Annotated in this window: 24 protein-coding genes and 3 pseudogenes; 13 read left to right on the plus strand and 14 right to left on the minus strand. The window is 71.7% G+C overall.

Going from position 1 to position 23432, the window contains the following annotated elements; genetic code table 11:
- Positions 1 to 307 precede the first annotated feature (307 nt).
- Positions 308 to 1993 carry a CDP-alcohol phosphatidyltransferase gene (locus ACH4UM_RS07025; RefSeq protein ID WP_398175053.1) on the plus strand — a complete coding sequence of 562 codons (1686 nt, stop codon included), beginning with the start codon at positions 308 to 310 and terminating at the stop codon, positions 1991 to 1993.
- Positions 1994 to 2024: 31 nt separating this feature from the next.
- Here the strand turns inward: ACH4UM_RS07025 and ACH4UM_RS07030 are convergent, their stop codons facing one another.
- A complete protein-coding gene (locus ACH4UM_RS07030) occupies positions 2025 to 2552 on the minus strand; it encodes a hypothetical protein (protein WP_398174740.1) in 528 nt (175 codons plus the stop codon).
- 43 nt (positions 2553 to 2595) lie between these two features.
- Positions 2596 to 3738, minus strand: a complete 1143-nt coding sequence (dusB, locus tag ACH4UM_RS07035; protein WP_398174743.1) for a tRNA dihydrouridine synthase DusB — start codon at positions 3736 to 3738, stop codon at positions 2596 to 2598.
- A gap of 81 nt (positions 3739 to 3819) precedes the next feature.
- Between dusB and ACH4UM_RS07040 the strand changes: the two genes are divergently transcribed.
- A complete protein-coding gene (locus ACH4UM_RS07040) occupies positions 3820 to 5265 on the plus strand; it encodes an MFS transporter (protein WP_398174746.1) in 1446 nt (481 codons plus the stop codon).
- 16 nt (positions 5266 to 5281) lie between these two features.
- On the opposite strand, the gene ACH4UM_RS07045 is transcribed toward ACH4UM_RS07040, so the two are convergent.
- Positions 5282 to 6187: a helix-turn-helix transcriptional regulator gene (locus tag ACH4UM_RS07045; RefSeq protein ID WP_398174749.1), complete on the minus strand. Its 906-nt coding sequence runs from the start codon at positions 6185 to 6187 to the stop codon at positions 5282 to 5284.
- Between the two features lie 101 nt (positions 6188 to 6288).
- On the opposite strand from ACH4UM_RS07045, the gene ACH4UM_RS07050 reads away from it, so the two are divergent.
- The 4 genes from ACH4UM_RS07050 (at position 6289) to ACH4UM_RS07065 (ending at position 10013) form a co-directional block, all read left to right on the plus strand.
- A complete protein-coding gene (locus ACH4UM_RS07050) occupies positions 6289 to 7719 on the plus strand; it encodes an MFS transporter (RefSeq protein WP_398174752.1) in 1431 nt (476 codons plus the stop codon).
- A 112-nt stretch (positions 7720 to 7831) separates the two neighbouring features.
- Positions 7832 to 8050 carry a hypothetical protein gene (locus ACH4UM_RS07055; protein WP_398174755.1) on the plus strand — a complete coding sequence of 73 codons (219 nt, stop codon included), beginning with the start codon at positions 7832 to 7834 and terminating at the stop codon, positions 8048 to 8050.
- Between the two features lie 145 nt (positions 8051 to 8195).
- Positions 8196 to 9338, plus strand: coding sequence for a serine hydrolase domain-containing protein (locus ACH4UM_RS07060; protein ID WP_398174758.1), 1143 nt, complete (start codon positions 8196 to 8198; stop codon positions 9336 to 9338).
- Between the two features lie 222 nt (positions 9339 to 9560).
- Positions 9561 to 10013, plus strand: a complete 453-nt coding sequence (locus ACH4UM_RS07065) for a hypothetical protein (protein WP_398174761.1) — start codon at positions 9561 to 9563, stop codon at positions 10011 to 10013.
- An 18-nt stretch (positions 10014 to 10031) separates the two neighbouring features.
- Here the strand turns inward: ACH4UM_RS07065 and ACH4UM_RS07070 are convergent, their stop codons facing one another.
- The gene (locus ACH4UM_RS07070) at positions 10032 to 10637 is read right to left on the minus strand and encodes a TetR family transcriptional regulator (RefSeq protein ID WP_398174764.1); all 606 of its coding nucleotides are present in this window, start codon (positions 10635 to 10637) and stop codon (positions 10032 to 10034) included.
- Between the two features lie 61 nt (positions 10638 to 10698).
- Complete coding sequence (locus tag ACH4UM_RS07075; RefSeq protein WP_398174767.1) at positions 10699 to 11715, minus strand: aldo/keto reductase; 1017 nt, start codon at positions 11713 to 11715, stop codon at positions 10699 to 10701.
- Between the two features lie 190 nt (positions 11716 to 11905).
- Here ACH4UM_RS07075 and ACH4UM_RS07080 point away from each other — a divergent pair, with 190 nt between their 5' ends.
- Positions 11906 to 12985 (plus strand): chitinase, encoded by a 1080-nt coding sequence (locus tag ACH4UM_RS07080; protein ID WP_398174770.1) that lies wholly within the window; start codon positions 11906 to 11908, stop codon positions 12983 to 12985.
- Here the strand turns inward: ACH4UM_RS07080 and ACH4UM_RS07085 are convergent.
- Together ACH4UM_RS07085 and ACH4UM_RS07090 are read right to left on the minus strand one after the other, a co-directional pair.
- On the minus strand, positions 12973 to 13164 hold the full coding sequence (locus ACH4UM_RS07085; protein WP_398174773.1) for a hypothetical protein: 192 nt from the start codon (positions 13162 to 13164) through the stop codon (positions 12973 to 12975). The genes ACH4UM_RS07080 and ACH4UM_RS07085 overlap by 13 nt on opposite strands.
- Positions 13165 to 13353: 189 nt before the next feature.
- Positions 13354 to 14736 (minus strand): glycine--tRNA ligase, encoded by a 1383-nt coding sequence (locus tag ACH4UM_RS07090; RefSeq protein WP_398174776.1) that lies wholly within the window; start codon positions 14734 to 14736, stop codon positions 13354 to 13356.
- Between the two features lie 174 nt (positions 14737 to 14910).
- Here ACH4UM_RS07090 and ACH4UM_RS07095 point away from each other — a divergent pair, with 174 nt between their 5' ends.
- The 4 genes from ACH4UM_RS07095 to ACH4UM_RS07110 are packed head-to-tail and all read left to right on the plus strand — an operon-like array spanning position 14911 to position 18039.
- Positions 14911 to 15870, plus strand: a complete 960-nt coding sequence (locus ACH4UM_RS07095) for a metal ABC transporter substrate-binding protein (RefSeq protein ID WP_398174779.1) — start codon at positions 14911 to 14913, stop codon at positions 15868 to 15870.
- A 20-nt stretch (positions 15871 to 15890) separates the two neighbouring features.
- Positions 15891 to 16658 (plus strand): metal ABC transporter ATP-binding protein, encoded by a 768-nt coding sequence (locus ACH4UM_RS07100; protein ID WP_398174782.1) that lies wholly within the window; start codon positions 15891 to 15893, stop codon positions 16656 to 16658.
- Entirely contained in the window at positions 16658 to 17560 is a 903-nt protein-coding gene (locus ACH4UM_RS07105; protein WP_398174785.1) for a metal ABC transporter permease, read from the plus strand. The genes ACH4UM_RS07100 and ACH4UM_RS07105 overlap by 1 nt, the downstream gene beginning before the upstream one ends.
- Before the next feature lie 59 nt (positions 17561 to 17619).
- Positions 17620 to 18039, plus strand: coding sequence for a Fur family transcriptional regulator (locus ACH4UM_RS07110; protein ID WP_398174788.1), 420 nt, complete (start codon positions 17620 to 17622; stop codon positions 18037 to 18039).
- 9 nt (positions 18040 to 18048) lie between these two features.
- Here the strand turns inward: ACH4UM_RS07110 and ACH4UM_RS07115 are convergent, their stop codons facing one another.
- The 5 genes and pseudogenes from ACH4UM_RS07115 to ACH4UM_RS07135 form a co-directional block, all read right to left on the minus strand.
- Positions 18049 to 18462, minus strand: a complete 414-nt coding sequence (locus ACH4UM_RS07115) for a YcxB family protein (protein WP_398174790.1) — start codon at positions 18460 to 18462, stop codon at positions 18049 to 18051.
- A 170-nt stretch (positions 18463 to 18632) separates the two neighbouring features.
- Positions 18633 to 19472 carry an isoprenyl transferase gene (locus ACH4UM_RS07120; protein WP_398174793.1) on the minus strand — a complete coding sequence of 280 codons (840 nt, stop codon included), beginning with the start codon at positions 19470 to 19472 and terminating at the stop codon, positions 18633 to 18635.
- Between the two features lie 31 nt (positions 19473 to 19503).
- Positions 19504 to 20253: a DNA repair protein RecO gene (recO, locus tag ACH4UM_RS07125; RefSeq protein WP_398174796.1), complete on the minus strand. Its 750-nt coding sequence runs from the start codon at positions 20251 to 20253 to the stop codon at positions 19504 to 19506.
- A gap of 153 nt (positions 20254 to 20406) precedes the next feature.
- A pseudogene (locus tag ACH4UM_RS07130) lies at positions 20407 to 20640 on the minus strand (response regulator transcription factor); the annotation flags it as partial.
- Between the two features lie 252 nt (positions 20641 to 20892).
- Positions 20893 to 21080 (minus strand): annotated as a pseudogene (locus tag ACH4UM_RS07135) (hypothetical protein).
- Positions 21081 to 21242: 162 nt separating this feature from the next.
- Here ACH4UM_RS07135 and ACH4UM_RS07140 point away from each other — a divergent pair.
- Positions 21243 to 21410: pseudogene (locus tag ACH4UM_RS07140) on the plus strand (transcriptional regulator); the annotation flags it as partial.
- Positions 21392 to 21598, plus strand: a complete 207-nt coding sequence (locus ACH4UM_RS07145; RefSeq protein WP_398174799.1) for a DUF397 domain-containing protein — start codon at positions 21392 to 21394, stop codon at positions 21596 to 21598. The pseudogene ACH4UM_RS07140 and the gene ACH4UM_RS07145, both read left to right, overlap by 19 nt.
- Here ACH4UM_RS07145 and ACH4UM_RS07150 read toward each other — a convergent pair.
- Positions 21595 to 22770 (minus strand): MFS transporter, encoded by a 1176-nt coding sequence (locus ACH4UM_RS07150; RefSeq protein ID WP_398174802.1) that lies wholly within the window; start codon positions 22768 to 22770, stop codon positions 21595 to 21597. The genes ACH4UM_RS07145 and ACH4UM_RS07150 overlap by 4 nt on opposite strands.
- A gap of 140 nt (positions 22771 to 22910) precedes the next feature.
- Positions 22911 to 23402, minus strand: a complete 492-nt coding sequence (locus ACH4UM_RS07155) for a protein-tyrosine phosphatase family protein (protein ID WP_398174805.1) — start codon at positions 23400 to 23402, stop codon at positions 22911 to 22913.
- Positions 23403 to 23432 lie beyond the last annotated feature (30 nt).

Consider the following 23432-nt stretch of genomic DNA (forward strand, 5'->3'; position numbering starts at 1 on the left):
GCCTGCGGAGGACGGGCCTGCGGAGGACGGGCCTGCTGGGGACGACTCCGCATCAGCCTCCGCACCAGCCCTGCCGGAAACCGGTGCACCAGAGTCGGCCGGGACCGCCGCCCGCGTCCAGGACGCACCCGCGGAGCCGGACGCTGCGGCGGACGGGCCCTCGGAGCCGGACGCTGCGGCGGACGGGCCCGCCGGGTCGGTCTCCCCCGGCGGCGAGACCCTCTCCCCGGCATCCCCCGGCATCGCCCGCTCTCCGCGTGCCGTGCGCACCTTTCGTACCCTCCGTGCCCTTCACACCCTCCGCGCCCTGCGCCCCCGGACCGCCCGCCGGGCCTGGCGCCGGTGGAAGGGTGCGCACCCGCGCCCCGCGCAGGTGCTCTCCCTCGCTGTCACCCTCCTCGCCCTGGCCCTCGTCGTCCTGGCGTTGCTGCTGCCGAACAAGCAGGAGCAGCTGCGTCTCGCGGCGTTCACTCGGATTCCGGTGGAGGCGCTGCTCGGGGCGGCCGTGCTGATCGCGTTGCCGCGCAGGCCCCGGCTGGTCGTGGCGGTGCTCGGCGGGGTGGGCCTCGGCGTGCTGACCGTGCTGAACCTGACCGACATCGAGTTCAACCAGTACCTGGGCCGCAGTTTCAACGTGGTCCTGGACTGGCAGCTGCTCGACGACGCCCAGTCCTACCTCGCGGACACCCTGGGCGGTACGACGGCACTGCTGGCCGCCGTCGGTGTCGTCCTGCTGGTGCTGACGGTGCTCGTCGTGATGGCCCTGGCGGTCGTCCGGGTGGGCGAGTTCCTCGGCCGCGACAAGTCCCGGGCGACCCGTGGCCTGTTGCTGGTCAGTGCCGTCTGGATGACGTGTTCGACGCTCAACCTCCAGGTCTCCGGCATCCCGCTGGCCTCCGAGCACACCATCACCATGCTCAAGTACCACGAGCAGGCGCTGCGTTCGACGATCCGGGACGAGCGGGAGTTCGCGAAGACGGCGAAGGTGGACGCGTTCGGCGACACCCCGGGCAGCCAGCTCGTGCCCGACCTGCGCGGCAAGGACATGATCTTCACGTTCATCGAGAGCTACGGCCGCAGCGCGATCGAGGACCCGATCATGGCGCCCGGTGTCGACAGGACGCTCGAAACCAGCACCCAGGCCCTGGCCAGGGCGGGCTTCCACGCCAAGAGCGGCTGGCTGACGTCGGCGACGTACGGTGGCGGCAGCTGGCTCGGCCACTCCACCTTCATGTCGGGCCTGTGGATCGACAACCAGAACCGCTACCGCACGGTGACCGCCGGCGACCACCTCACTCTCACCGACGCGTTCAGGAAGACCGGGGCATGGGACACGGTCGGCGTCATGCCGGGCGTGCAGAAGGGCTGGCCGGAGGCGAAGTGGTACGGCCTGGACAAGGTCTACAACGCCTTCCAGGTCGGCTACAAGGGACCGAAGTTCAGCTGGTCGACCATGCCCGACCAGTACGCGCTCGAGTCCTTCCAGCGTCTGGTGCACAGCAAGAAGCATGACAAGCCGCTGACGTCGTTCGTGATCCTGACCTCCAGCCACCAGCCCTGGGCGCCGATCCCGAAGATGGTCCCCTGGGACCAGCTCGGAGACGGCTCGGTGTTCAAGGGCATCGAGGCGGCCGGCACCAAGCCGCAGGACATCATCACCAACCCGACCCGCTCCCGCGAGGAGTACGGCAAGTCGGTCCAGTACTCGGTGACCGCCCTGACCCAGTGGCTGGAGCGCTACGGCAACGACAACACCGTGCTCGTCTTCCTCGGCGACCACCAGCCCATCGCCCGGGTCAGCGGCGACCACGCCAGCCGTGACGTGCCGTGCGCGATCGTCGCCAAGGACCCCAAAGTCCTTGACAAGATCGCCGGTTGGGGCTGGACGGACGGACTGCGCCCGGCCCACGACGCCCCGGTCTGGAAGATGAGCTCCTTCCGCGACCGCTTCCTGACGGCCTACGGCTCCACCCCGCATCCGTCCAAGGGCTGACCAAGGGCTGACCAAGGGCTGATCCGCCCGCTCAGGACGCCTCCATCGCCACGCGCGCCGCTTCGACGAACCGCTCAAGGGAGCCCAGATACGCCTCCCGGGCCGTGTCGAAGCGGGCGCGGGCGTCGGCTTCGCCGAGCGACACGTGCCACAGGGACCGGCTGACCTCGGTCGCCGCCGTCAGCACGGCCCCGGCGGCCGCGGCCGCCCCGGCGGGGCCCTCCAGACCGATGGCGCGGACACCGCGCATGAGCGGGTCGTAGGCTTCGCGCACCGCGACGCGCAGTTCCTGAACCCGGTTCAGGAACCGCTCTCCGTCCCCGTGCTGGAAGTGTGCGTCGACGACCCGCCGATACAGCTCGCCCATGGTGTGGGCGCGCTCCATCAGCTCCAGGTAGGCGGCCCGCCGCCCGTCCCGGATCCGCTCGCGATGCTGGGCCTCGGCCGACGCCTCCGCCTGTGTCCTGGCCGCGCGTACGTTCCCGACGTTGGCCACCCAGCTCGCCAGCACCGCCGTACCGCCGGTGAGGGCCGCCACCCATAACGCGCTGTCCGCCACGCCGATCAGTGTCGGCCGGGCCACCGGCGCTGTCGAGGGCGCCTCAGCCGCCGGAGGTGTCCAGCTCCGCGTCCTCGCCGACGCCCGCGCAGTCGTAGGGGTCCTTCAGCCAGCCGTCGGGGAGCACCACCCGGTTGTTGCCGGAGGTGCGGCCGCGTGGGCCGTCGGCGCCGGCGGGCCAGGGCTGGTCGAGGTCCAGCTCGTCCAGGCCGGCGCGCAGCTGGGCCAGGGAGGAGGTGATCGCGAGCCGCTTGCGCATCTCGGAGCCGACCGCGAAGCCCTTCAGGTACCAGGCGACGTGCTTGCGGAAGTCGACGACGCCGCGCGACTCGTCGCCGATCCACTCGCCGAGCAGCGTGGCGTGCCGGACCATGACGTCGGCGACCTCGCGCAGGCCGGGCCGCGCACAGAAGTCCGTACGCCCCTCGAAGGCCGCCACCAGGTCGGCGAACAGCCACGGCCGGCCCAGGCAGCCGCGGCCCACGACCACGCCGTCGCAGCCGGTCTCGCGGACCATCCGCAGCGCGTCCCCGGCCGACCAGATGTCGCCGTTGCCGAGGACCGGGATCTCCGGCACATGCTCCTTGAGGCGGGCGATCGCGTCCCAGTCGGCGGTGCCGCCGTAGTGCTGGGCGGCCGTGCGGCCGTGCAGCGCGATGGACGTCACGCCCTCCTCGACCGCGATCCGGCCGGCGTCGAGATAGGTGAGGTGGTCGTCGTCGATGCCCTTGCGCATCTTCATGGTGACGGGGAGGTCGCCGGCGCCGCTGACCGCCTCGCGCAGGATGGAGCGCAGCAGATTGCGCTTGTAGGGGAGCGCCGAGCCGCCGCCCTTCCTGGTCACCTTCGGCACCGGGCAGCCGAAGTTCAGGTCGATGTGGTCGGCGAGGTCCTCCTCCGCGATCATGCGGACGGCCTTGCCGACGGTGGCCGGGTCGACGCCGTACAGCTGGATCGAGCGCGGACGCTCGCTCGCGTCGAACCTGATCAGCTGCATCGTCTTGTCGTTGCGCTCGACCAGGGCCCGGGTGGTGATCATCTCGCTGACGAACAGGCCCTTGCCACCGCTGAACTCCCGGCACAGGGTGCGGAAGGGCGCGTTGGTGATACCGGCCATCGGGGCCAGGACGACCGGCGGCCGGACGGTGTGCGGGCCGATCTGCAGGGGGGACTCGGGCGTGGGCATTCCCCCATTGTCACGCATGCCCAAAGATCATGTAGTAGTCATTAGTTAACCGCACTATCGAAATCCCGTACCATGGGACGCATGCCCGAGCTCAGCCCTCGACGGCGTCTGCTGGTGCTCGCAATCTGCTGCATGAGCCTGCTGATCGTGAGTCTCGACAACACCGTCCTCAACGTCGCCCTGCCCTCGATGCAGCGCGAGCTGCACGCGAGCACGTCCGGACTGCAGTGGACCATCGACGCGTACACGCTGGTGCTCGCCTCGCTGCTGATGCTCGCGGGCTCCACCGCGGACCGGATCGGCCGCAAACGCGTCTTCATGGCCGGTCTGGTCGTCTTCGGCATCGGCTCGCTGCTGTGCTCCCTCGCGCCCAACCTCGAACTGCTGGTCGTCTTCCGCATGGTGCAGGCGGTCGGCGGCTCGATGCTCAACCCGGTCGCCATGTCGATCATCACCAACACCTTCACCGACCCGGGCGAGCGCGCCCGCGCGATCGGCGCGTGGGGCGCCGTGGTCGGCATATCCATGGCCGCGGGCCCGTTGGTGGGCGGGCTGCTGGTGGAGTCGGTCGGCTGGCGCTCGATCTTCTGGGTCAACCTGCCCGTCGGCCTCGCCGCGCTCCTGCTCACCCTCCGCCTCGTCCCCGAGTCCCGCGCGCCGAAGGCCCGCCGCCCCGATCCGGTCGGCCAGGTGCTGGTCATCGCCCTGTTCGGCGCGCTGACCTACGCGATCATCGAAGCGCCGAACGCGGGCCTCACCACCGTTCTCCCCTTCGCCGCCGTCGCCCTGGCCGCCCTGCTCGGCCTGCTGCGGTACGAGCCACGCCGCGCCGAGCCCCTCATCGACCTGCGCTTCTTCCACTCCGCTCCGTTCAGCGGGGCCACGTTCATCGCGATCAGCGCGTTCGCGGCCCTGGGCGGCTTCCTGTTCCTGTCCACGCTCTACCTGCAGAACGTAAGGGGCCTGGACGCCCTGCACGCGGGCCTGTGGATGCTGCCCATGGCCGCCCCGACCTTCCTGTGCGCGCCGCTGTCCGGGCGGCTGGTCGGCAGCCGGGGACCACGCCTGCCGCTGCTGATCGCCGGCGCGGCGATGACCGTCAGCGCGGTGCTGTTCGCGGCCTTCGAGGCCGAGACGTCCAACCGCACACTCGTCGTCGGCTACGTCCTGTTCGGCATCGGCTTCGGCTTCGTCAACGCCCCGATCACCAACACGGCGGTCTCCGGGATGCCGCGCGCCCAGGCCGGAGTCGCGGCGGCGGTCGCCTCCACCAGCAGGCAGCTCGGGCAGACGCTCGGGGTCGCCGTGGTCGGCGCGCTGCTGGCCTCCGGTGTCGGCTCGTCCTCGTACCGGCGGATGTTCGTGTCGGCCGCGCGCCCCGGGTGGTGGGTGCTGGTGGCGTGCGGGGCCGCGGTGCTGGTGCTGGGGGCACTCAGCAGTGGCCGGTGGGCCAGGAGGACGGCCGAGCGCACGGCCGGGCGGCTGCAGGAGAACGAGGTGCGGCAGGCGGCGGGCGTCAACGCCTGAACCGCCGTCCGAGCGGCTACGCCCGGCGCTCCAGCGCGATCGCGTGCAGCTTCTCCAGCCGTTCCCGGGACTCCTCGTCCGCCGGCACGTACGTCACCATGCGCGGTCCCGCCTCCGGGCTGAGCCAGAGGTCGGTGTGGTCGACGGTGATGCGGCCGACGTGGGCGTTGCGGAACTCCTTGCGCTTGCCCGCGGGGGCGACCACCTCGTGCCGGTCCCAGGCCTCGCGGAAGTCCGGGGACTGGTCGCACAGCCGCTTGAGCAGGGTCTTCCAGGCGGGCTCGGCGAGATGGCCGGCCATCGCGGAGCGGAAGCGGGCGGCCATGAGCCGGGTGGTGTCCTCCAGGTGCACGATCGAGGAGCGCCACTCCTCGTTGGTGTACGAAAGGATCATGCAGTTGCGGTCCTCGGGCGGCACCGCGTCCAGGTCGCAGAAGAGCAGGCCGTAGGTGCGGTTGTAGGCGAGGATGTCGTACCTGCCGTTCTGCAGGCAGGCCGGGAAGGGCTCGATCTGCTCCAGGACCGACCGCAGGGCCGGGGTGACCGACGGGCAGACGGTCGCCGGGGCCGGGTCCGTGGCGCCGGCCAGCTGGAAGAGGTGGGCGCGCTCTCCGGGGTCGAGCAGCAGGGTGCGGGCGAGGGCGTCGAGGACCTGGACGGAGACCTGGATGTCCCGGGCCTGTTCGAGCCAGGTGTACCAGGTGACGCCGACCGCCGAGAGATGCGCGACCTCCTCGCGGCGCAGGCCCGGAGTGCGGCGCCGGCGGCCGCGCGGCAGACCGACCTGCTCGGGGGTGATGTGCTCGCGGCGGTGACGCAGGAACGCGGCGAGTTCGTGCCGCCGGACGGCCGATGCCGCGGCCTTCGTGGACCGCTCGGGCTGCGCTGTGCCCACCGGCGTCTCCTGTGCCATGGTCGTCATGGTCCCAGCTTGCCGCCGCCCGGACCCTGTTTCCAGGTACTGCCGCTACCAGGATAAGGACACTCTGGTACCCGTCTGAGGACAGGCGCAGGCTCGGAGCCGTGACCACCGAAACCCTCTCCACCCGCACCGTCCGGTCCCCCTCGGCGCCTCCGGCGCTGGGCGGACTCGGACTGTTCACGGTGCTGCTGGCCGCGGCACTGCCCCTCATCGACTTCTTCATCGTCAACGTCGCCCTGCCCACCATCGGCAGGGACCTCCACGCCGGCGAGGCCGTCCTCGAACTCGTCGTCGCCGGTTACGGGGTGGCGTACGCCGTCCTGCTCGTCCTCGGCGGCCGGCTCGGCGACCTCTTCGGCCGGCGCCGGCTCTTCCTCGGCGGCATGGCCGCCTTCGGCCTGACCTCACTGGCCTGCGGGCTGGCACCCGGCGCCTGGTCGCTGGTCGGGGCGCGGGTGGCGCAGGGCGCAGCGGCCGCCGCGATGCTGCCGCAGGTCCTCGCCACCATCCAGGCGGCCACCTCCGGGCCCCGGCGCGCCAGGGCGATGGGCCTGTACGGCGCGACGGCCGGCCTGTCCATGGTGGCCGGGCAGATCCTCGGCGGCGTCCTGGTCGCCGCGGACGTCTGGGGCACCGGCTGGCGCTCGGTGTTCCTGGTGAACGTGCCCGTCGTGATCGCCGGCCTGGTGCTGGCCGCCCGGGCCGTGCCGGAGACCCGCTCGCAGCACCCGGAGCCGGTCGACGGCCCCGGCACCGTACTGCTCGCGGTGTCGCTGCTGACGCTGCTCGCGCCGCTCACCGAGGGCCGCGCGGCGGGCTGGCCGCTGTGGACCTGGCTGTCGCTGGCCGCGTTCCCGGGCGTGGCGGCCGCGTTCTACGCGGTGGAGCGCCGGGCGGACCGGCAGGGCCGTACGCCGCTGGTGCCGCCGAGCCTGTTCCATCTGGTGTCGCTGCGCCGCGGCCTGGTGATGATCGTGCCGTTCTCCATCGGGTTCAGCGGCTTCATGTTCGTCATCGCGGTGGCCCTGCAGCGCGGCGCGGGCCTCGGTCCGGTGCCGGCGGGCCTGGCGCTGGCCCCGATGGCCGTCGTGTTCTTCTTCGTCTCGCTGGCCGGGCCCCGGCTGGTCGCCCGGTACGGCACACGCGTGGTGACCGCGGGCGCGGTCGTGCAGGCGGTGGGCGTGGCCCTGATGACGCTGGCCGCCTGGCGGTCCTGGCCGGAGCTGGGCCTCGTCGAGCTGCTGCCAGGGGCCGCGGTCGCCGGCGCGGGCCAGGCGCTCCAGCTGCCCATCATCTTCCGGATCGTCCTCTCCGAGGTGCCGTCCGCCCGGGCCGGGGTGGGCAGCGGGGTCATGGTCACCACCCAGCAGTCGTCGCTGGCGCTCGGCGTGGCCACTCTGGGCACGCTGTTCCTCTCCCTGGTGCCGGGCCTCGGCATGCGGGACGCCCTGGTGACCACGCTGCTCGTCCAGCTGGCGGGCGTGGCCCTGACCGGACTGCTGAGCCTGCGGCTGCCGCGCACGGTCGGCTGACGCCAAAGCCACGGGTTGGCCAACTCACGCCGCGAAACACCCTGTTGATGTTGGTCTTGCTGCACACTCCTGGCTGCTGAGGGTTTCACCGGACCAGGCCGCTGGAGGCGTCATGCCGCAGATCGACTCGAGCAAGGTGAGCCGCTGGGACGGGCACGGGCGGGAGCACGTGGTCCGGGTGCGGCGCACGGGAGTACAGCGCACGATCAGATGCGACACGTGCGGCTGGCGCCGGAGAGCGCAGTTCCTGCCCTGGCTGAAGGCCGAGGAACACCTCGCCGAGGCCCATCAGGCGACGGTGGACCCGACGGCGGCGCACCCGTCCCGATGAGGTCCGGCAGGTCCGGCAGGCTCCGACGAGATCCGGCAGGCTCCGACGAGGTCCGTCGGGTCCGGCAGGTCCCGCTGAAGGCCGATGACTTGCAGCGGCGCGGAGAGTCGTACGTGGGACGCACCCGCACGCCGGAAGGACGGACATGACCAGCGCTCTGCACGACACCCTGCGCCGGTACGCCGACGACGGGACGGTGCCCGGCGCCGTGGGCCTCGTGGCCCGCGGCGACGACGTCGAGGTGGTGGCCGTGGGCTCGGTGGACGCCGACGGCACCGCCGCGATGGCCCGGGACTCGATCTTCCGGATCGCCTCGATCAGCAAGCCGATCACGGCGGCGGCGGTGCTGATGCTGGTGGAGGAGGGCCGGGTCGGCCTGGACGACCCGGTGGCCGAGTGGCTGCCGGAGCTGTCGAAGCCGCTCGTCGTCCGCACCCCGTCGAGCCCGGTCGGCGACGTGGTCCCGGCGGCCCGCCCGATCACCGTGGAGGACCTGCTCAGCTCCCGCACCGGCTGGGGCTTTCCCTCCGACTTCGCGCTCCCGGCGGTCCAGGCCCTGTTCGGGGTGCAGAAGGACGGCCGCGCCCCGCAGGAGTGGCCCGACCCCGGCACCTGGCTGACCGGGCTGGCCCGGATCCCGCTGCTGTTCCAGCCGGGCGAGGCCTGGCTGTACGGCACCTCCTCCGACCTCCAGGGCATTCTGGTCGCCCGCGCCTCGGGCCGTGCGCTGCCGGAGTTCCTGGCCGAGCGGGTCTTCGAACCCCTGGGCATGCGGGACACGGCGTTCGAGGTGCCGGCGGACCGGCGGGACCGCTTCACGAGCTACTACCGCACGGCCGAGACCGGCGCCCTGGAGCTGGCGGACACCCCCGACGGCGACTGGAGCCGGATGCCGGCCTTCCCGTCGGGCGGCGGGGGCCTGGTCTCCACGGCCGACGACTGGCTGGCCTTCGCCCGGATGCTCCTCGCCGGTGGCGAGGCGACGGGCAGGCGCCTGCTGACCCCCACCTCGGTGAGCCGGATGACCACGAACCATCTCACCGCACGGCAGCGCGAGATCGCCGCCCTCTTCCTGGAGGGCCAGGGCTGGGGCTACGGCGGCCAGGTCGACGTGACTCCCGCCGACCCCTGGAACGTGCCCGGCCGCTACGGCTGGGTCGGCGGCACCGGCACGACGGCCCACCTCGTTCCGCCGACCGGCACGGTCACGATCCTGCTCACCCAGGCGGGGATGCGGAACCCGACGCCTACCGCCCTGATGCGGGACTTCTGGCGGGCGACCGCCTGATCACACGCTGCACACGCCCGGCCGAAGGTGAGAAACAAGTAAGTCATTCCATAGGCCGTGAGCTGCGGGTTTCACCCGGAGTTGGCGTTCTGTTACCCGGAGTCCGAACTGATCCAAGTGGCCCTCACGCCGGGCTCGGGCCAACTTGGATGAGCGCGGCCGGGACCGCAGACCGGGCCGCGCGGTGGGGGGGACATCCTTCGAAAGGAGCGGAACTCCGCCATGAACTCCACCCTCCACAGCCGCTGCGTCCGTGCGCTGGCCGCCGGCACCCTGTCCGCCGCACTGCTGACGGCGGGTTCGGCCGGTGCCTTCGCCGTCACCGCGCCGAAGCCCAAGCCCAAGCCCGGCATGACGCACACCGGCATGCCGAGCACCATGCCCAGCATGACCATGATGCGGTCGATCACCGTCAGGGCCAGCCGGACCACGGTCAAGGCCGGGCAGTCGGTGACGTTCACCGGGCGCACCGCGGGTCTGAAGGCCGGCACCACGCTGGTCCTCCAGCTCCAGCGCAACGGCAAGTGGACCACGCTGCGCTCGACCACCCTGGTCAAGAAGGGCAACACCTACACGCTGACCCGCAAGCTCACCGCCAAGGGCACCCAGCACATCCGGGTGGCGACCTCGTCCGGCACGGCGCACTCCCCGGCCGTCACCCTGAAGGTCACCTGACCGCGGCCCCGGGGCCGCTCACGAAGCCGCTCCAGGGGCCCGCAGCCCGCGCAGCACCAGATCGAGGACCGCCTCGAACTCCTCCTCGATCTCCGGCCGCTCCCACTCCCGCGCGTAGCACGGGTCGTGGAAGCGGCCGGTCGCGTGGAAGAGGGCGTGAGCCGTGACGGCCGGATCGGCGGACACGAGGGTGCCGGCGGCGGCACCCGCCGCGACGATCCGGGTCAGCTGGGCGGTCAGATCTGCGATGTGCTCGCCGACCGCCGCGCCGTTCTCACCGGTGAGGACCGAGTACGTGGCGAACAGCTCGGGGTCGAAGCCGGCCTTGCGGCGCTTGGCGTCGAACAGCGCCCGCAGCCAGTCGTGCAGCCGTGCCTCCGGGTCGCGGTCCTCGGCGGCGGCGATCCCGGCGAGCTCCTTCGAGGTGCGGTCCAGCCACCGCTTGGTCACCGCCTCGCGCAGCGCCGCCTTGGTGCGGAAGTGGCGGTAGACGCTGCCGTGGCTGACGCCGAGCGCGCGGGCCACGTCCACCACGGTGGCCTTCGCCGGCCCGTGCCGGCGCAGCACCTCCTCCGTCGCCTCGAGGATGCGCTCGGCGGTCAGGGTCTCGGTGGTGGGTGACATGCCTAGACCGTACCCGGCGCCACGACCGTGCCCCGAGGTGCGGCCGGGCCCCGAGCCATGATCAGCGCTCGCTGTCCAGCTGGGCCATCTGCGCCTCGGGGTAGCGCTCACCGGCGGCCGCGTCCGCGGGGACGGCCTCCTCGATCGCCACGAGCTCGGCCGGTTCGAGGATGACGTCAAGCGCGCCCAGCGCCTCGCCCAGCCGCTCGCGGGTACGGGCCCCGATCAGCGGCACGATGTCCGTGTTGTGCCGCTGGCCCCGGGAGAGCACCCAGGCGATGGCGATCTGCGCGACGGTCACGCCCTTGGCCTCGGCGACCTTCCGCAGTCCCTCGACGAGGTTCAGGTTGTGCTGGAGGTTCTCGCCCTGGAAACGGGGCGAGTACGCGCGGAAGTCGTTGGCGCCGAGCTGCCGGTCACGGGTGAAGTGCCCGGAGATCAGACCGCGCGAGAGCACCCCGTACGCCGTGATGGCGATGCCCAGCTCACGGGTGGTGGGCAGGATGCGGTCCTCGATGCCGCGTGAGATGAGCGAGTACTCGATCTGCAGGTCGGAGATCGGCGCGGTGGCCGCGGCCCGGCGGATCGTGTCGGCGCCGGCCTCGCTGAGACCGATGTGGCGCACGTACCCCTTCTCGACCAGCTCGGCGATCGCGCCGACCGTCTCCTCGATCGGCACGTCCGGGTCGACGCGCGCGATCCGGTACACGTCGATGTGGTCGACACCGAGGCGCTGGAGCGAGTAGGCGGCGAAGTTCTTCACGGCGGCCGGTCGGCCGTCGTAACCGCTCCAGTTGCCGTCCGGGTCGCGCAGGGCGCCGAACTTCACGCTGACCAGGGCCTGTTCACGGCGGGCGGCGGGGGCGGTGCGCAGCGCCTCGCCGATCAGCATCTCGTTGTGGCCCATGGCGTAGAAGTCGCCGGTGTCGAGGAGGGTCACCCCCGCCTCCAGGGCGGCGTGGACGGTGGCGACGGACTCGGCCCGGTCCGCCTCGCCGTACAGCGCGGACATGCCCATGCAGCCGAGGCCGAGGGCGGAGACCCGGGGGCCGGTGGTGCCGAGGTGGCGGGTGTCCATGAGAGCTCCTTCGGATGTCTCGGGAGGACGGGTACCCACCCTCGCATGACAGATGACAGAATTCAATATCTGTCATCTGTCATGCGCCTCGACCGCGGCGGGGCCTGGTCCGGACCCATTGACGAAAGGTCTGGACCAGAGCACTGTCATGCCTACGACACCTCACCGCACCCCCCACGGGAGGCTCCGCATGATCCGCCGCAGACTGCGCCTGGCGGCCGCCGCGTTCATCACGGCCGTGGTCGCCCCGCTCTCGATCGCCACCGCCCCCACGGCCTCCGCCACCGCCCCCACCACCTCCGCCGCCGGCACCGGCACCTGCGCCGTGAAGCCGAGGCCCGCTGGCAAGGTCCTCCAGGGCTACTGGGAGAACTGGGACGGCTCGGCGAACGGCGTCCACCCGCCCTTCGGCTGGACCCCGATCACCGACTCCCGCATGGCCGCGCACGGCTACAACGTGATCGACGCGGCCTTCCCGGTCATCCGCTCCGACGGAACGGCCCTGTGGGAGGACGGCATGGACACGGGTGTGAAGGTGGCGACGCCCGAGGAGATGTGCGCGGCCAAGGCGTCCGGGCAGACGATCCTGCTCTCCATCGGCGGCGCTGCGGCCGGCATCGACCTGAGTTCGCAGGCGGTGGCGGACCGTTTCGTGGCGACCATCGTGCCGATCCTGCAGAAGTACAACTTCGACGGCATCGACATCGACATCGAGACCGGCCTGGTCGGCAGCGGGGACATCGGCCGGCTGTCCACGTCCCAGGCCAACCTGATCCGCATCATCGACGGCGTCCTGGCCCGGATGCCGTCCGGCTTCGGCCTGACGATGGCCCCGGAGACCGCCTACGTCACCGGCGGCAGCGTCACGTACGGCTCGATCTGGGGCGCCTACCTGCCGATCGTCAAGAAGTACGCCGACAACGGCCGCCTGTGGTGGCTGAACATGCAGTACTACAACGGCAGCATGTACGGCTGCCGGGGCGACTCCTACTCGGCGGCCACGGCGGAGGGCTTCACTGCCCAGACCAACTGCCTCGACAAGGGCCTGGTCGTGCAGGGCACCACCGTCAGGGTCCCCTACGACAGGCAGGTCCCCGGACTGCCCGCCCAGCCGGGCGCCGGCGGCGGCTACATGTCCCCCTCCCTGGTCTCCCAGGTGTGGCGGCACTACGGCACCGCTCTGAAGGGCCTGATGACCTGGTCGGTGAACTGGGACGGCTCGAAGAACTGGACCTTCGGCGACAACGTGAAGGCGCTTCAGGGCCGCTGAGGACCCCGCTCCGCCACCGGCCCCGGCAGCCGCCGCCAGGCCGGAAAGGCGCCGGCGAGACGGGAGTTCAGCAGTCCCCTCGTCTGCGGACCGGGGTCGGCGGCCCGCGGCGTCCCGGCGTCCCGGGCCACCGTCCCGGCGAACTCCCCGGGCCGGGCGCCGAGCAGTTCGCCCCCCACCGGCGAGCACAACGCCCTCGTCGGCCCGGGTGCGGATGCGGATGCGGATGAGGTCGACGACGGCCCGGGCGCCGTAGGGGCGCGCCCGCCCCGCGAAAACGCCCACCCCCCTACCGATATCGAGTCGATTGGGCGGGTGGGCGAAGGAGCCGGAGCCCGGGGGCTCCGGACGGCAAGCCGCAGCGGACCTCAGCAGCCGATCAGACGGCCGGCCAGGTAGCCCTCGATCTGGTCGAGGGAGACCCGCTCCTGCTTCATCGAGTCACGCTCGCGGACGGTGACCGCGTTGTCCTCGAGGGTGTCGAAGTCGACGGTCACGCAGTACGGCGTGCCGATCTCGTCCTGGCGGCGGTAGCGGCGGCCGATGGCGCCGGCGTCGTCGAACTCGATGTTCCAGCTCTGACGCAGGGTCTGGGCCAGGCCCTTGGCCTTGGGCGAGAGCTCCGGGTTGCGGGACAGCGGCAGCACCGCGACCTTCACCGGCGCGAGGCGGTGGTCCAGGCGCAGCACGGTGCGCTTCTCCATCTTGCCCTTGGCGTTGGGCGCCTCGTCCTCGACGTAGGCGTCGAGGAGGAAGGCGAGCATCGCGCGGCCGACACCGGCGGCGGGCTCGATGACGTACGGCGTCCAGCGCTCGCCGGCCTCCTGGTCGAAGTAGGAGAGGTCCTGGCCGGAGGCCTTGGCGTGGGCGCCGAGGTCGTAGTCGGTGCGGTTGGCGACACCCTCCAGCTCGCCCCACTCGTTGCCGCCGAAGTTGAAGCGGTACTCGATGTCGGCGGTGCGCTTGGAGTAGTGGGAGAGCTTCTCCTTGGGGTGCTCGTACCAGCGCATGTTCTCCTCACGCAGGCCCAGCCCGGTGTACCAGTTCCAGCGCTGCTGCATCCAGTACTCCTGCCACTTCTCGTCCTCGCCCGGCTTGACGAAGAACTCCATCTCCATCTGCTCGAACTCGCGGGTGCGGAAGATGAAGTTGCCCGGCGTGATCTCGTTGCGGAACGACTTGCCCATCTGGGCGATGCCGAACGGCGGCTTGCGGCGCGAGGTGGTCTGCACCTGGGCGAAGTTGGTGAAGATGCCCTGGGCGGTCTCGGGGCGCAGATACGCGACGGAACCGCTGTCCTGGGTCGGGCCGAGGTGCGTCGACAGCAGGCCCGAGAACTGCTTGGGCTCGGTGAACTGGCCCTTGTTGCCGCAGTTGGGGCAGTTGACGTCCGCCAGACCGTTCTCCGGGACGCGGCCGTGCTTGGCCTCGTAGGCCTCCTCCAGGTGGTCGGCGCGGAACCGCTTGTGGCAGGAGGTGCACTCGGTCAGCGGGTCCGTGAAGGTGGCGACGTGGCCGGAGGCGACCCAGACCTCGGGGGCCAGGATCACGGACGAGTCGATGCCGACCACGTCCTCGCGGGACGTCACCATGTAGCGCCACCACTGGCGCTTGAGGTTCTCCTTGAGCTCGACACCCAGGGGCCCGTAGTCCCAGGCGGCGCGCTGGCCGCCGTAGATCTCACTGCAGGGGAATACGAAGCCACGGCGCTTGCTCAGGCTGACGATGGTGTCGATCTTGTCGGCGGCCACGGTGCTCTCTTCATTACGACGACGGGCGACGAAGCGAGACGCTTCAGAGCGAATGCTTCAGGGTACCGGCGGGGGCTCCCCCTCAATCAAATCGGTTCCGGGTAAGGGACCGCCGCGGGGCAGGGGAACAAGGCTTGTTGACAACGGTTTCCATTTTTGTTGAAAATGACTGTCATGAACGTACGACGGCGACACCTCGTGTCCGGGACCGCGGTCGCGGCGGCCACCGCCCTCGGTCTCGGCACCCTCTCCGCCTGCTCCTCCTCCGTTGCGGCGGGCAATACGGACAGGTTCGACGTCGTCGCGTCGTTCTACCCCATGGCCTTCCTCGCCGAGCGGATCGGCGGGAGCCACGTCCACGTCACCAGTCTCACGCAGCCCGGCCAGGAGCCGCACGACCTGGAGATCAGCGCCCGGCAGACCGCGCAGCTCCAGGAGTCCGACGCGGTGCTCTACCTCAAGGGCCTGCAGCCCTCCGTGGACGACGCCGTCGCCCAGTCGGAGATCCGGACGAAGATCGACGCCGCCGCGCTGACCACGCTGGAGGTGCACGGCAACGAGGCCGGCGGCCACGCCGCCGCCCACGACACCCACCCGGGCGATGAGCCCGGCGGCAGGGACCCGCACGTCTGGCTCGACCCGGTGCGCTACGCGCAGATCGCCGAGGGCGTCGGCAGGGCCTTCGAGAAGGGCGACCCGGACCACGCGGCCGACTACCGCAGGAACACCGCGGCCCTGGTCGAGCAGCTCGGCGACCTCAACACCCGGTACGCGGCCGGGCTGAGGAACACGAAGAACAAGGTCTTCCTCACCACGCACGCCGCCTTCGGCTACCTCGCCGAGCGCTACGGCCTCACCGAGGAGGCCGTCAACGGCCTCGACCCGGAGTCGGAACCCAGCGCGGCGCGGATCAGGGACCTGGAGAGGATGGCGAAGGCCGACGGCATCACGACCGTCTTCTACGAGACCCTCGTCAGCGACAGGACGGCCAAGACCGTCGCCCGGGACGCGAACCTGCGCACCGACGTCCTCGACCCGGTCGAGGGCATCACCGCCAGGTCGCACGGCCGGGACTACCTCCAGGTCATGGACGCCAACCTCAAGGCGCTGCAGACGGCCCTGGGCGCCAAGTGAGCCACACGGAGGAACACACCATGGGCGAACCCGTCATATCCCTGCGTGGCGTCCGCGCCGAGCTGGGCTCACGTCCCGTCCTGCGCGGCATCGACCTCGCCGTGCACCGCGGCGAGGTCGTCGCCCTGCTCGGCGCGAACGGCTCCGGCAAGTCGACAGCCGTGCGCACCGTCATCGGCCAGGTGCCGGTGAGCGCCGGCCGGATCGAGCTGTTCGGCACCCCGCTGCGCCGCTTCGGCGACTGGTCGCGGGTCGGATACGTCCCGCAGCGCACGACCGCCGCGGGCGGCGTCCCGGCGACGGTCACCGAGATCGTCTCCTCGGGCCGGCTGTCCCGCACCCGCTTCGGCGTCTTCCGCAGGGCCGACCACGCGGCCGTACGCCGCGCCCTGGAACTGGTCGGCATGGCGGACCGCGCGAAGGACCCGGTGAACGCCCTGTCCGGCGGCCAGCACCAGCGCGTGCTGATCGCCCGCGCGCTGGCCGCCGAACCGGAGCTGCTGATCATGGACGAGCCGATGGCGGGCGTCGACCTGGCCAGCCAGGAGGTGCTGGCACGGACCTTGGAGGAGCAGGTCACGGCGGGCACGACGGTCCTGCTGGTGCTGCACGAACTGGGCCCCCTGGAGCCGCTGATCGACCGGGCGGTCGTCCTGCGCGACGGCTGCGTCCTGCACGACGGGCCGCCCCCGAAGGCAGTCGGCCGGCACTCCCTCCCCGGCCACGACCACGTACACCCGCACGACGCCACGGGCGCCGACCCGATCCGCACGGGACTGCTGAGCTGATGGACTTCCTGAACTACGCCTTCATGCAGCGGGCGCTGCTCGCCGCCGTCCTGGTCGGCATCACCGCGCCCGCCGTCGGCATCTACCTCGTCCAGCGCGGCCAGGCGCTGATGGGCGACGGCATCGGCCACGTGGCCATGACCGGCGTCGGCCTCGGCTTCCTGCTGTCCACCTCCCCGGTGTGGATGGCGACGCTCGTGTCCGTGCTCGGCGCGGTCCTGATGGAACTGATCCGCTGGTACGGCCGCACCCGCGGCGACATCGCCCTGGCGATGCTCTTCTACGGCGGCATGGCCGGCGGTGTCATGTTCATCAACCTCGCCCCCGGCGGCTCCAACGCGAACCTGACCTCCTACCTCTTCGGCTCGCTGTCCACGGTCTCGCAGTCCGACGTCACGGCGATCTGTCTGCTGGCGGCCTTCGTCGTGCTGGTCACCCTGGGGCTGCGCCGGCAGCTGTTCGCGGTGAGCCAGGACGAGGAGTTCGCGCGGGTGACCGGGCTGCCGGTGCGCGCGCTGAACCTGCTGACGGCGGTCACGGCGGCGGTGACGGTGACCGTCGCGATGCGGGTGGTCGGACTGCTGCTGGTGAGCGCGCTGATGGTGGTCCCCGTGGCGGCGGCCCAGCAGCTCGGCCGCAGCTTCGCCGCGACCTTCGCGATCGCCGTGGCCATCGGGGTGAGCGTGACCATCGGCGGCACGATCACGTCGTACTACCAGGACGTGCCGCCCGGTGCCACGATCGTGCTGCTGACCATCGCGGCGTTCGTCGCGCTCACCGCTCTGGCCGCGCCGCCGGCCCGGCGACGCGCGCGGGCGCTGGCCGCGGCGCGGCCCGCCGGGGACCCGGTGGAGTGCGCGATTCCGGCCACTCGGGGCGCGGGCGACGAGGCCGGAGCCTGACCGCGCACGGTCCGGGCTGGCACAATGGCCCGGCAGGCGCAGCGTCGAGGAGGCAACCGGTGACGACCGCAGGACCGCCCGTGAAGGGCCGCGCCACCCGGCAGCGTGCCGCTGTCGCGGCGGCCCTCGACGAGGTCGACGAGTTCCGCAGCGCGCAGGAGCTCCACGACATGCTCAGGCACAAGGGCGACTCGGTGGGCCTGACGACGGTCTACCGCACGCTGCAGTCCCTCGCCGACGCGGGCGAGGTCGATGTCCTGCGCACCTCCGAGGGCGAGTCGGTCTACCGCCGCTGCTCCACCGGCGAGCACCACCACCACCTCGTCTGCCGCGTCTGCGGCAAGGCGGTCGAGGTCGAGGGCCCCGCCGTGGAGAAGTGGGCGGAGGCCATCGCCGCGGAGCACGGCTACGTCAACGTCGCCCACACGGTGGAGATCTTCGGCACGTGCGCGGACTGCGCGGCGACGCAGCAGAACTGAGGCCGGGACTCAGAGACGGGTCAGGTTGCGGTCGAGGATCTCCCGCAGCCGGTCCAGGTCCGCGGGGTCCTGGAGGCCGCGCTTGGGCAGGGCAGTGAATCCGACGGCGTTCTTGTCACCGCTCAACAGGACGAACACCTCCCGGGTCTCCGCGTAGCGGGGCTGCGCGGCCCAGTTGACGGCGGCAGTGGTGTTGTCGGTGCTCAGTGCCACCCCGGTGTCCGTCACCGTCGCGCGGAACGTGCCCTGCCGCTGTGAGAGCCGGTGTATCTGCCGTGCCTGGAGCCAGGGCGTGAGCGCGACCAGTCCCGAGGCGACGAGCCCCCAGACGATGAAGGTCACCGACCCGTCGCCTCCGGCGGCCATGAGGGCGGTCTCGATGGCGACACAGACGAGCAGAACACCAGGGAACCATCGCTGCATCCGGCCGGCCCGGCCGGCCCGCCTGCGCGCCTGCGCGCCCGCAGTGCCGACGCGTAGTCCCCCACAGTCGGCTGGTACACCAGCTCGACCCCGTTCCGCACCGCATCCCGCCCCATGTTCATGTCCATGACCATGACCATGACCATGAGTCAGGATCGTACTGCCCATGATCAGCTGTCCTCTGTGCGGCCCTCCATCGCCGGCAGCTCCTCGTTCGGGATCGCGCCGCCGAAGCGGCGGTCGCGGGAGGCGAACTCCACGCAGGCGCGCCACAGGTCGCGGCGGTCGAAGTCGGGCCAGAGCACGTCCTGGAAGACCATCTCGGCGTAGGCGCTCTGCCAGAGCAGGTAGTTGGAGGTGCGCTGCTCGCCGCTGGGCCGCAGGAACAGGTCCACGTCCGGCATGTCCGGGTAGTACAGGTACTTCTGGATGGTCTTCTCGCTGACCTTGGCCGGGTCGAGCCGCCCCGCCTTCACGTCCTCCGCGAGCGCCTTCGCGGCGTCCGCGAGTTCGGCGCGGCCGCCGTAGTTCATGCAGAAGTACAGCGTGAGCCGGTCGTTGCCCTTGGTCTGCTCCTGGGCGACCTGGAGCTCCTTGGCCACCGACTTCCACAGCCTGGGCATCCGGCCCGCCCAGCGCACCCGGATGCCGAGCTCGTCGAGCTGGTCGCGGGTCTTGCGGATGAAGTCGCGGTTGAAGTTCATCAGGAAGCGCACCTCGTCGGGCGAGCGCTTCCAGTTCTCGGTGGAGAAGGCGTACAGGGAGATGTTGCGGACGCCGATCTCGACCGCGCCCTGCAGCACGTCCAGCACCCGCTCGGCGCCGACCTTGTGCCCCTCGGTGCGGGGCAGCCCGCGCTCCTTGGCCCAGCGGCCGTTGCCGTCCATGACGATGGCCACATGCTCGGGGACCAGCTCGCCGGGCAGCTTCGGCGGACGCGCGCCGGACGGGTGCGGCTCCGGCGCCCGGTACTCGCGGCGCTGGCGCCCCAGGAACCCGCGTACGGCCATGTGCTTCTCGTCTCCCTCGTCGTTACTGCGGTTACTGCTTTTCCACGTACCTGAGTGAGCGCAGGCCGCGCTCCAGGTGCCAGTGCAGGTAGGCGGACACCAGTCCGCTCCCCTCCCGGACGTGCCTCGGCTCGCAGGCGTCCGCGGTCTCCCAGTCTCCCGTGAGCAGCGCGGCCAGCAGCGCCAGGGTCTGCGGCGAGGGTACGACACTGCCGGGCACCCGGCAGTCGACGCAGACGGAGCCGCCGGAGGCGACGGAGAAGAACCGGTTGGGGCCGGGCATCCCGCACTTGGCGCAGTCGCCGAAGCTGGGCGCGTAGCCGTTGACGGCCAGCGAGCGCAGCAGGAAGGCGTCCAGCACGAGGTGCGGGGCGTGCTCGCCACGGGCGAGGGTACGCAGGGCACCCACGAGCAGCAGGTACTGCTGCACCGCCGGCTCGCCCTCGTGGTCGGTGAACCGCTCGGCGGTCTCCAGCATGGCGGTCCCGGCGGTGTAGCGGGCGTAGTCGGTCACGATCCCGCCGCCGTAGGGCGCGATGGTCTCGCTCTGCGTGCACAGCGGCAGCCCGCGCCCGACCAGCTCACTGCCCCGTGCGAAGAACTGCACGTCGACGTGCGAGAAGGGCTCGAGCCGGGCCCCGAACTTGGACTTGGTCCGCCGCACCCCGCGCGCCACGGCCCGCACCCGCCCGTGCCCGCGCGTCAGCAGCGTGATGATCCGGTCCGCCTCACCCAGCTTCTGGGTGCGCAGCACGATGCCGTCGTCGCGGAACAGACTCATGGGGTCCATTCTCGCCCACGGAGAGCGTGCCGTGGGCCGCGCGGGCGCGGTCGTGGGACTTCCCTCACCGTGAGCCCCCGCGCGGGCGCGGTCGTCGGACTTCCCTCACCGTGACACCGGCACCGCTCAACGTGACACCGGCACCGGCACCGCTCACCGTGGCACCGACACCAGCCCCGCCTCGTACGCCGTGATCACCAGCTGGACCCGGTCGCGTGCGTCCAGCTTGGTCAGCAGACGGGTCATCTAGGTCTTGGCGGTGGCCACGCTGATGCACAGCTCGGCGGCGGTCTCGGCGTTGGACAGACCGGCGCCGACGAGGGTCAGCACCTCCCGTTCCCGGTCGGTGATGCCGGTCAGCTCGCGGCGGGCGCGGGCCGGTTCGGCACGACCGGGCTGATCCGTACGACGTTCGCGGCCGTCCCCGACCGGCGGGCGCTGATGACCGCCAAGGTGACCGCCGTGACGACGGTGTACGGGGCCGTGATCGCCGGTGCCTCCTTCGCCGCCACCCTCGTCTCGCGCTATCCGACCACGGTGGCGGGCGGCTGGACCGTCTTCGCCGTGTGGGCCGCGGCGGCGGCCGTCCACGGTCGTGGCCGTGGACCACCGCGACGTGTGAGGGCGGCTCACGGCTGCTCAGGGCACCTCACCGCGGCTGCGGGCGTTGGCGTACGCCGTGGCCGCGCCGAGCCGCTCGGCGGGGGGCGCCGCCCGCACCAGCTCCGGCGCGCAGTCCCACTCCCGGCCCCGCCGAGGGGCCGCAACTGCACGTACGGCCCCTCGTGCCCCATGACGACACCGACCCGGCCCGTGCCGGTGTCCATGGCGTACGAGCCGACCGGCGCACGGACCGCGCTCACCGCAGGACCGCGGCGAGCCGGGCGGCCGTCTCCACGGAGCAGCGCCCCAGCTGTCCGCAATTAGGCGAGGATTTCCTCTGCCTCTTCGACGCAGACCGCCGAGTGGACGGGGTTCTGTGCTGCCACCATACAGAGGGCGTGCTGTCGGTCAATCTGCTGGACGAACCAGCAGTAGTGAAGCGGGTCAAGGCGGATTACGATCTTCTCAGGGCCGCGGCTCTGTCCCCGGAGGCGTCCCTGGCCATGACCGAAACGGCGGCGGAGGACGACAGACGATGCGCGGGTACGCCCTGACCAACGCCCGCTGGCGCAGGAGCACTTACAGCGGTGGTAGTGGCGGCGAGGACTGCGTCGAGGTCGCCGACGGAGTCCCCGGGGTCGTCCCCGTCCGGGACAGCAAGGTGCCGGACGGTGCCGTGCTGGTGGTCCGGGCCTCCACCTGGGCCGGGTTCGTCGGTGCCGTGGGGGTGGCCGGCCTCTAGCCCCGAGCTTTCAGGATCAGGGCCGTCACCAGGTACGGCAGCGCGGCCCATGCGAAGGCGGTGGCGTGCGGGGTGGCCGAACTGACGGCACCGTACGCGCCGTACACCACCACCGTCGCCACGTCGGTGCCGAGGCTCGCGACCGAGGTCAGGGTGGCCCGGCGGCCGTCGCCGATGCGGGCCTGGAGCCGGGCGTCGGCCAGCACGGTCGCCAGTTGGAAACCCCCGAAGGCGAGGGCCACCAACAGCAGGCCGGCCGGTGTCCGCAGAACGGCCCCCGCGGCCAGTGCGAGCGCGGCGCCCGCGAGCAGCGTGGCGAGTCCGGACCGGCCCAGGCGTGCGCACGCTCCGGTGAGCAGGCCGCCGGTCGTGGCACCGGCCCAGATCAGCAGGAGCAGGTAGGGGACGGTGCCGTCCGGTACGCCGGTGCCCCGCACCAGAAGCGGGGTGTACTCGTCGAGCGCGCCCCACACGGCGCCCACGGCCGGGATGAGCATCAGGGCTCCGCGCACGGACCGGTCGGCGCGGGCGTCGGCGAGTCCCGCCCGCAGCGTGGTGGCCCAACCCTCACTCCGGGCGACCGGAGTTCGCCGTTCCGGTAGTCGGGTCGCCGTCGCCGCCGCCAGCAGGCAGGACAGAACGCTCCCCGCGCCGACGGCCGGATAGCCACCCAGGGCGAAGACCGGACCGGCAAGCGCCATCGCCGCCACCACACCCACCAGACCGGCCGCGCGGACCCGCCCCATGACGTGGGCGTACCGGCCGGCCGCACCGAGCCGCCCGAGCTCGTCGTATACGAGAGCCTCCAGCGCACCGGAGCCGAGCGCTCCGCCTGCGCCCCAGAGGACGAACCCCAGTGCGAAGGCCCCGTACGACGGGATGAGCACCCACAGTGCGAATCCGGCGGCGGTGAGCAGCGGGCCGAGCGACAGCAACAGCCGGCGGGAGACGGCATCGGCCCAGGCACCTGTGGGCACTTCCAGGGCTGCGCCGGTGACCGACCAGAGGGCGAAGAGGGAGGAGATCTGCCAGGTCGGCAGGCCGGTGTCGCTGAACAGCAGCGCGTACACCGGGTAGAGCAGGATGAAGTCGTCGAGGAACGCGTAGGAGTACAGCGTCGCCGTCAGCCGCCGGACCCCGGTGGCGGGCATACGCGCAGGTGAAAGTGTCATGAGGCCTTCCCGCAGGGACAGTTCGGACGCCGGGGAGGGGAGGGCGTCCGAGGCGGCCCTCGGGAGGCACGGCTGCGGGATCAATGTCGCCAGGTCATGGCACCGCATGGTAGGCGGTGGGTCCCGTGCGGCGCAGGGAATTACCTGCCCGGGGGCGGACCCTCCAAGCTGTGCGTCGACCGCGGCGGCGGCGCGAAGTTCCGCACATACCGCTTCTGCCACGGGGTCTCCACGGCGTGCCGGTGGTAGTGCTCGCGCACGTACGCAATCGCCTCACCCGCCGGTACGCCGTCGAGCACCGCGAGGCAGGCAAGGGCCGTGCCGGTACGGCCCCGACCGCCACCGCACGCGATCTCGACTCTCACGGTGGCAGCCCTCTCCCGGGCCTGCGCGAGCACCGAACGAGCCGCCTCCCGATCCGCCGGAAGCCGGAAGTCGGGCCAGCGCAGCCACCGGGACTCCCAGGGGACCGCGGGAGGCTGCTTGCCGAGGAGATAGACGCCGTACGACGGGACGGGGGCACCGGGGCCGAGCGGCCGCCTCAGCCCCCGCCCGCGCACAAGCCGCCCGGAGGGCAGCCGCAGGATGCCCTGGTCGTGTTCGTCCCACAGTCCCTCGGGCTGCTCGTTCATGCGTGGCGTCCCCCTTGGGCGTGTCCCGGC

The organism is Streptomyces sp. NPDC020801 (assembly GCF_044334385.1).
Classification (GTDB): Bacteria; Actinomycetota; Actinomycetes; order Streptomycetales; family Streptomycetaceae; genus Streptomyces.

Excerpts from the sequence above, each read along its gene's own strand:
- ACH4UM_RS07045 (WP_398174749.1), bottom strand. The coding sequence starts at position 6,187 with ATGACGACCATGGCACAGGAGACGCCGGTGGGCACAGCGCAGCCCGAG.
- ACH4UM_RS07055 (WP_398174755.1), top strand. The coding sequence starts at position 7,832 with ATGCCGCAGATCGACTCGAGCAAGGTGAGCCGCTGGGACGGGCACGGG.
- ACH4UM_RS07070 (WP_398174764.1), bottom strand. The coding sequence starts at position 10,637 with ATGTCACCCACCACCGAGACCCTGACCGCCGAGCGCATCCTCGAGGCG.
- ACH4UM_RS07060 (WP_398174758.1), top strand. The coding sequence starts at position 8,196 with ATGACCAGCGCTCTGCACGACACCCTGCGCCGGTACGCCGACGACGGG.
- ACH4UM_RS07040 (WP_398174746.1), top strand. The coding sequence starts at position 3,820 with ATGCCCGAGCTCAGCCCTCGACGGCGTCTGCTGGTGCTCGCAATCTGC.
- ACH4UM_RS07095 (WP_398174779.1), top strand. The coding sequence starts at position 14,911 with ATGAACGTACGACGGCGACACCTCGTGTCCGGGACCGCGGTCGCGGCG.
- ACH4UM_RS07150 (WP_398174802.1), bottom strand. The coding sequence starts at position 22,770 with ATGACACTTTCACCTGCGCGTATGCCCGCCACCGGGGTCCGGCGGCTG.
- ACH4UM_RS07100 (WP_398174782.1), top strand. The coding sequence starts at position 15,891 with ATGGGCGAACCCGTCATATCCCTGCGTGGCGTCCGCGCCGAGCTGGGC.
- ACH4UM_RS07155 (WP_398174805.1), bottom strand. The coding sequence starts at position 23,402 with ATGAACGAGCAGCCCGAGGGACTGTGGGACGAACACGACCAGGGCATC.
- ACH4UM_RS07145 (WP_398174799.1), top strand. The coding sequence starts at position 21,392 with ATGCGCGGGTACGCCCTGACCAACGCCCGCTGGCGCAGGAGCACTTAC.
- ACH4UM_RS07105 (WP_398174785.1), top strand. The coding sequence starts at position 16,658 with ATGGACTTCCTGAACTACGCCTTCATGCAGCGGGCGCTGCTCGCCGCC.
- ACH4UM_RS07120 (WP_398174793.1), bottom strand. The coding sequence starts at position 19,472 with ATGGCCGTACGCGGGTTCCTGGGGCGCCAGCGCCGCGAGTACCGGGCG.
- recO (WP_398174796.1), bottom strand. The coding sequence starts at position 20,253 with ATGAGTCTGTTCCGCGACGACGGCATCGTGCTGCGCACCCAGAAGCTG.
- dusB (WP_398174743.1), bottom strand. The coding sequence starts at position 3,738 with ATGCCCACGCCCGAGTCCCCCCTGCAGATCGGCCCGCACACCGTCCGG.
- ACH4UM_RS07115 (WP_398174790.1), bottom strand. The coding sequence starts at position 18,462 with ATGCAGCGATGGTTCCCTGGTGTTCTGCTCGTCTGTGTCGCCATCGAG.
- ACH4UM_RS07080 (WP_398174770.1), top strand. The coding sequence starts at position 11,906 with ATGATCCGCCGCAGACTGCGCCTGGCGGCCGCCGCGTTCATCACGGCC.
- ACH4UM_RS07075 (WP_398174767.1), bottom strand. The coding sequence starts at position 11,715 with ATGGACACCCGCCACCTCGGCACCACCGGCCCCCGGGTCTCCGCCCTC.
- ACH4UM_RS07065 (WP_398174761.1), top strand. The coding sequence starts at position 9,561 with ATGAACTCCACCCTCCACAGCCGCTGCGTCCGTGCGCTGGCCGCCGGC.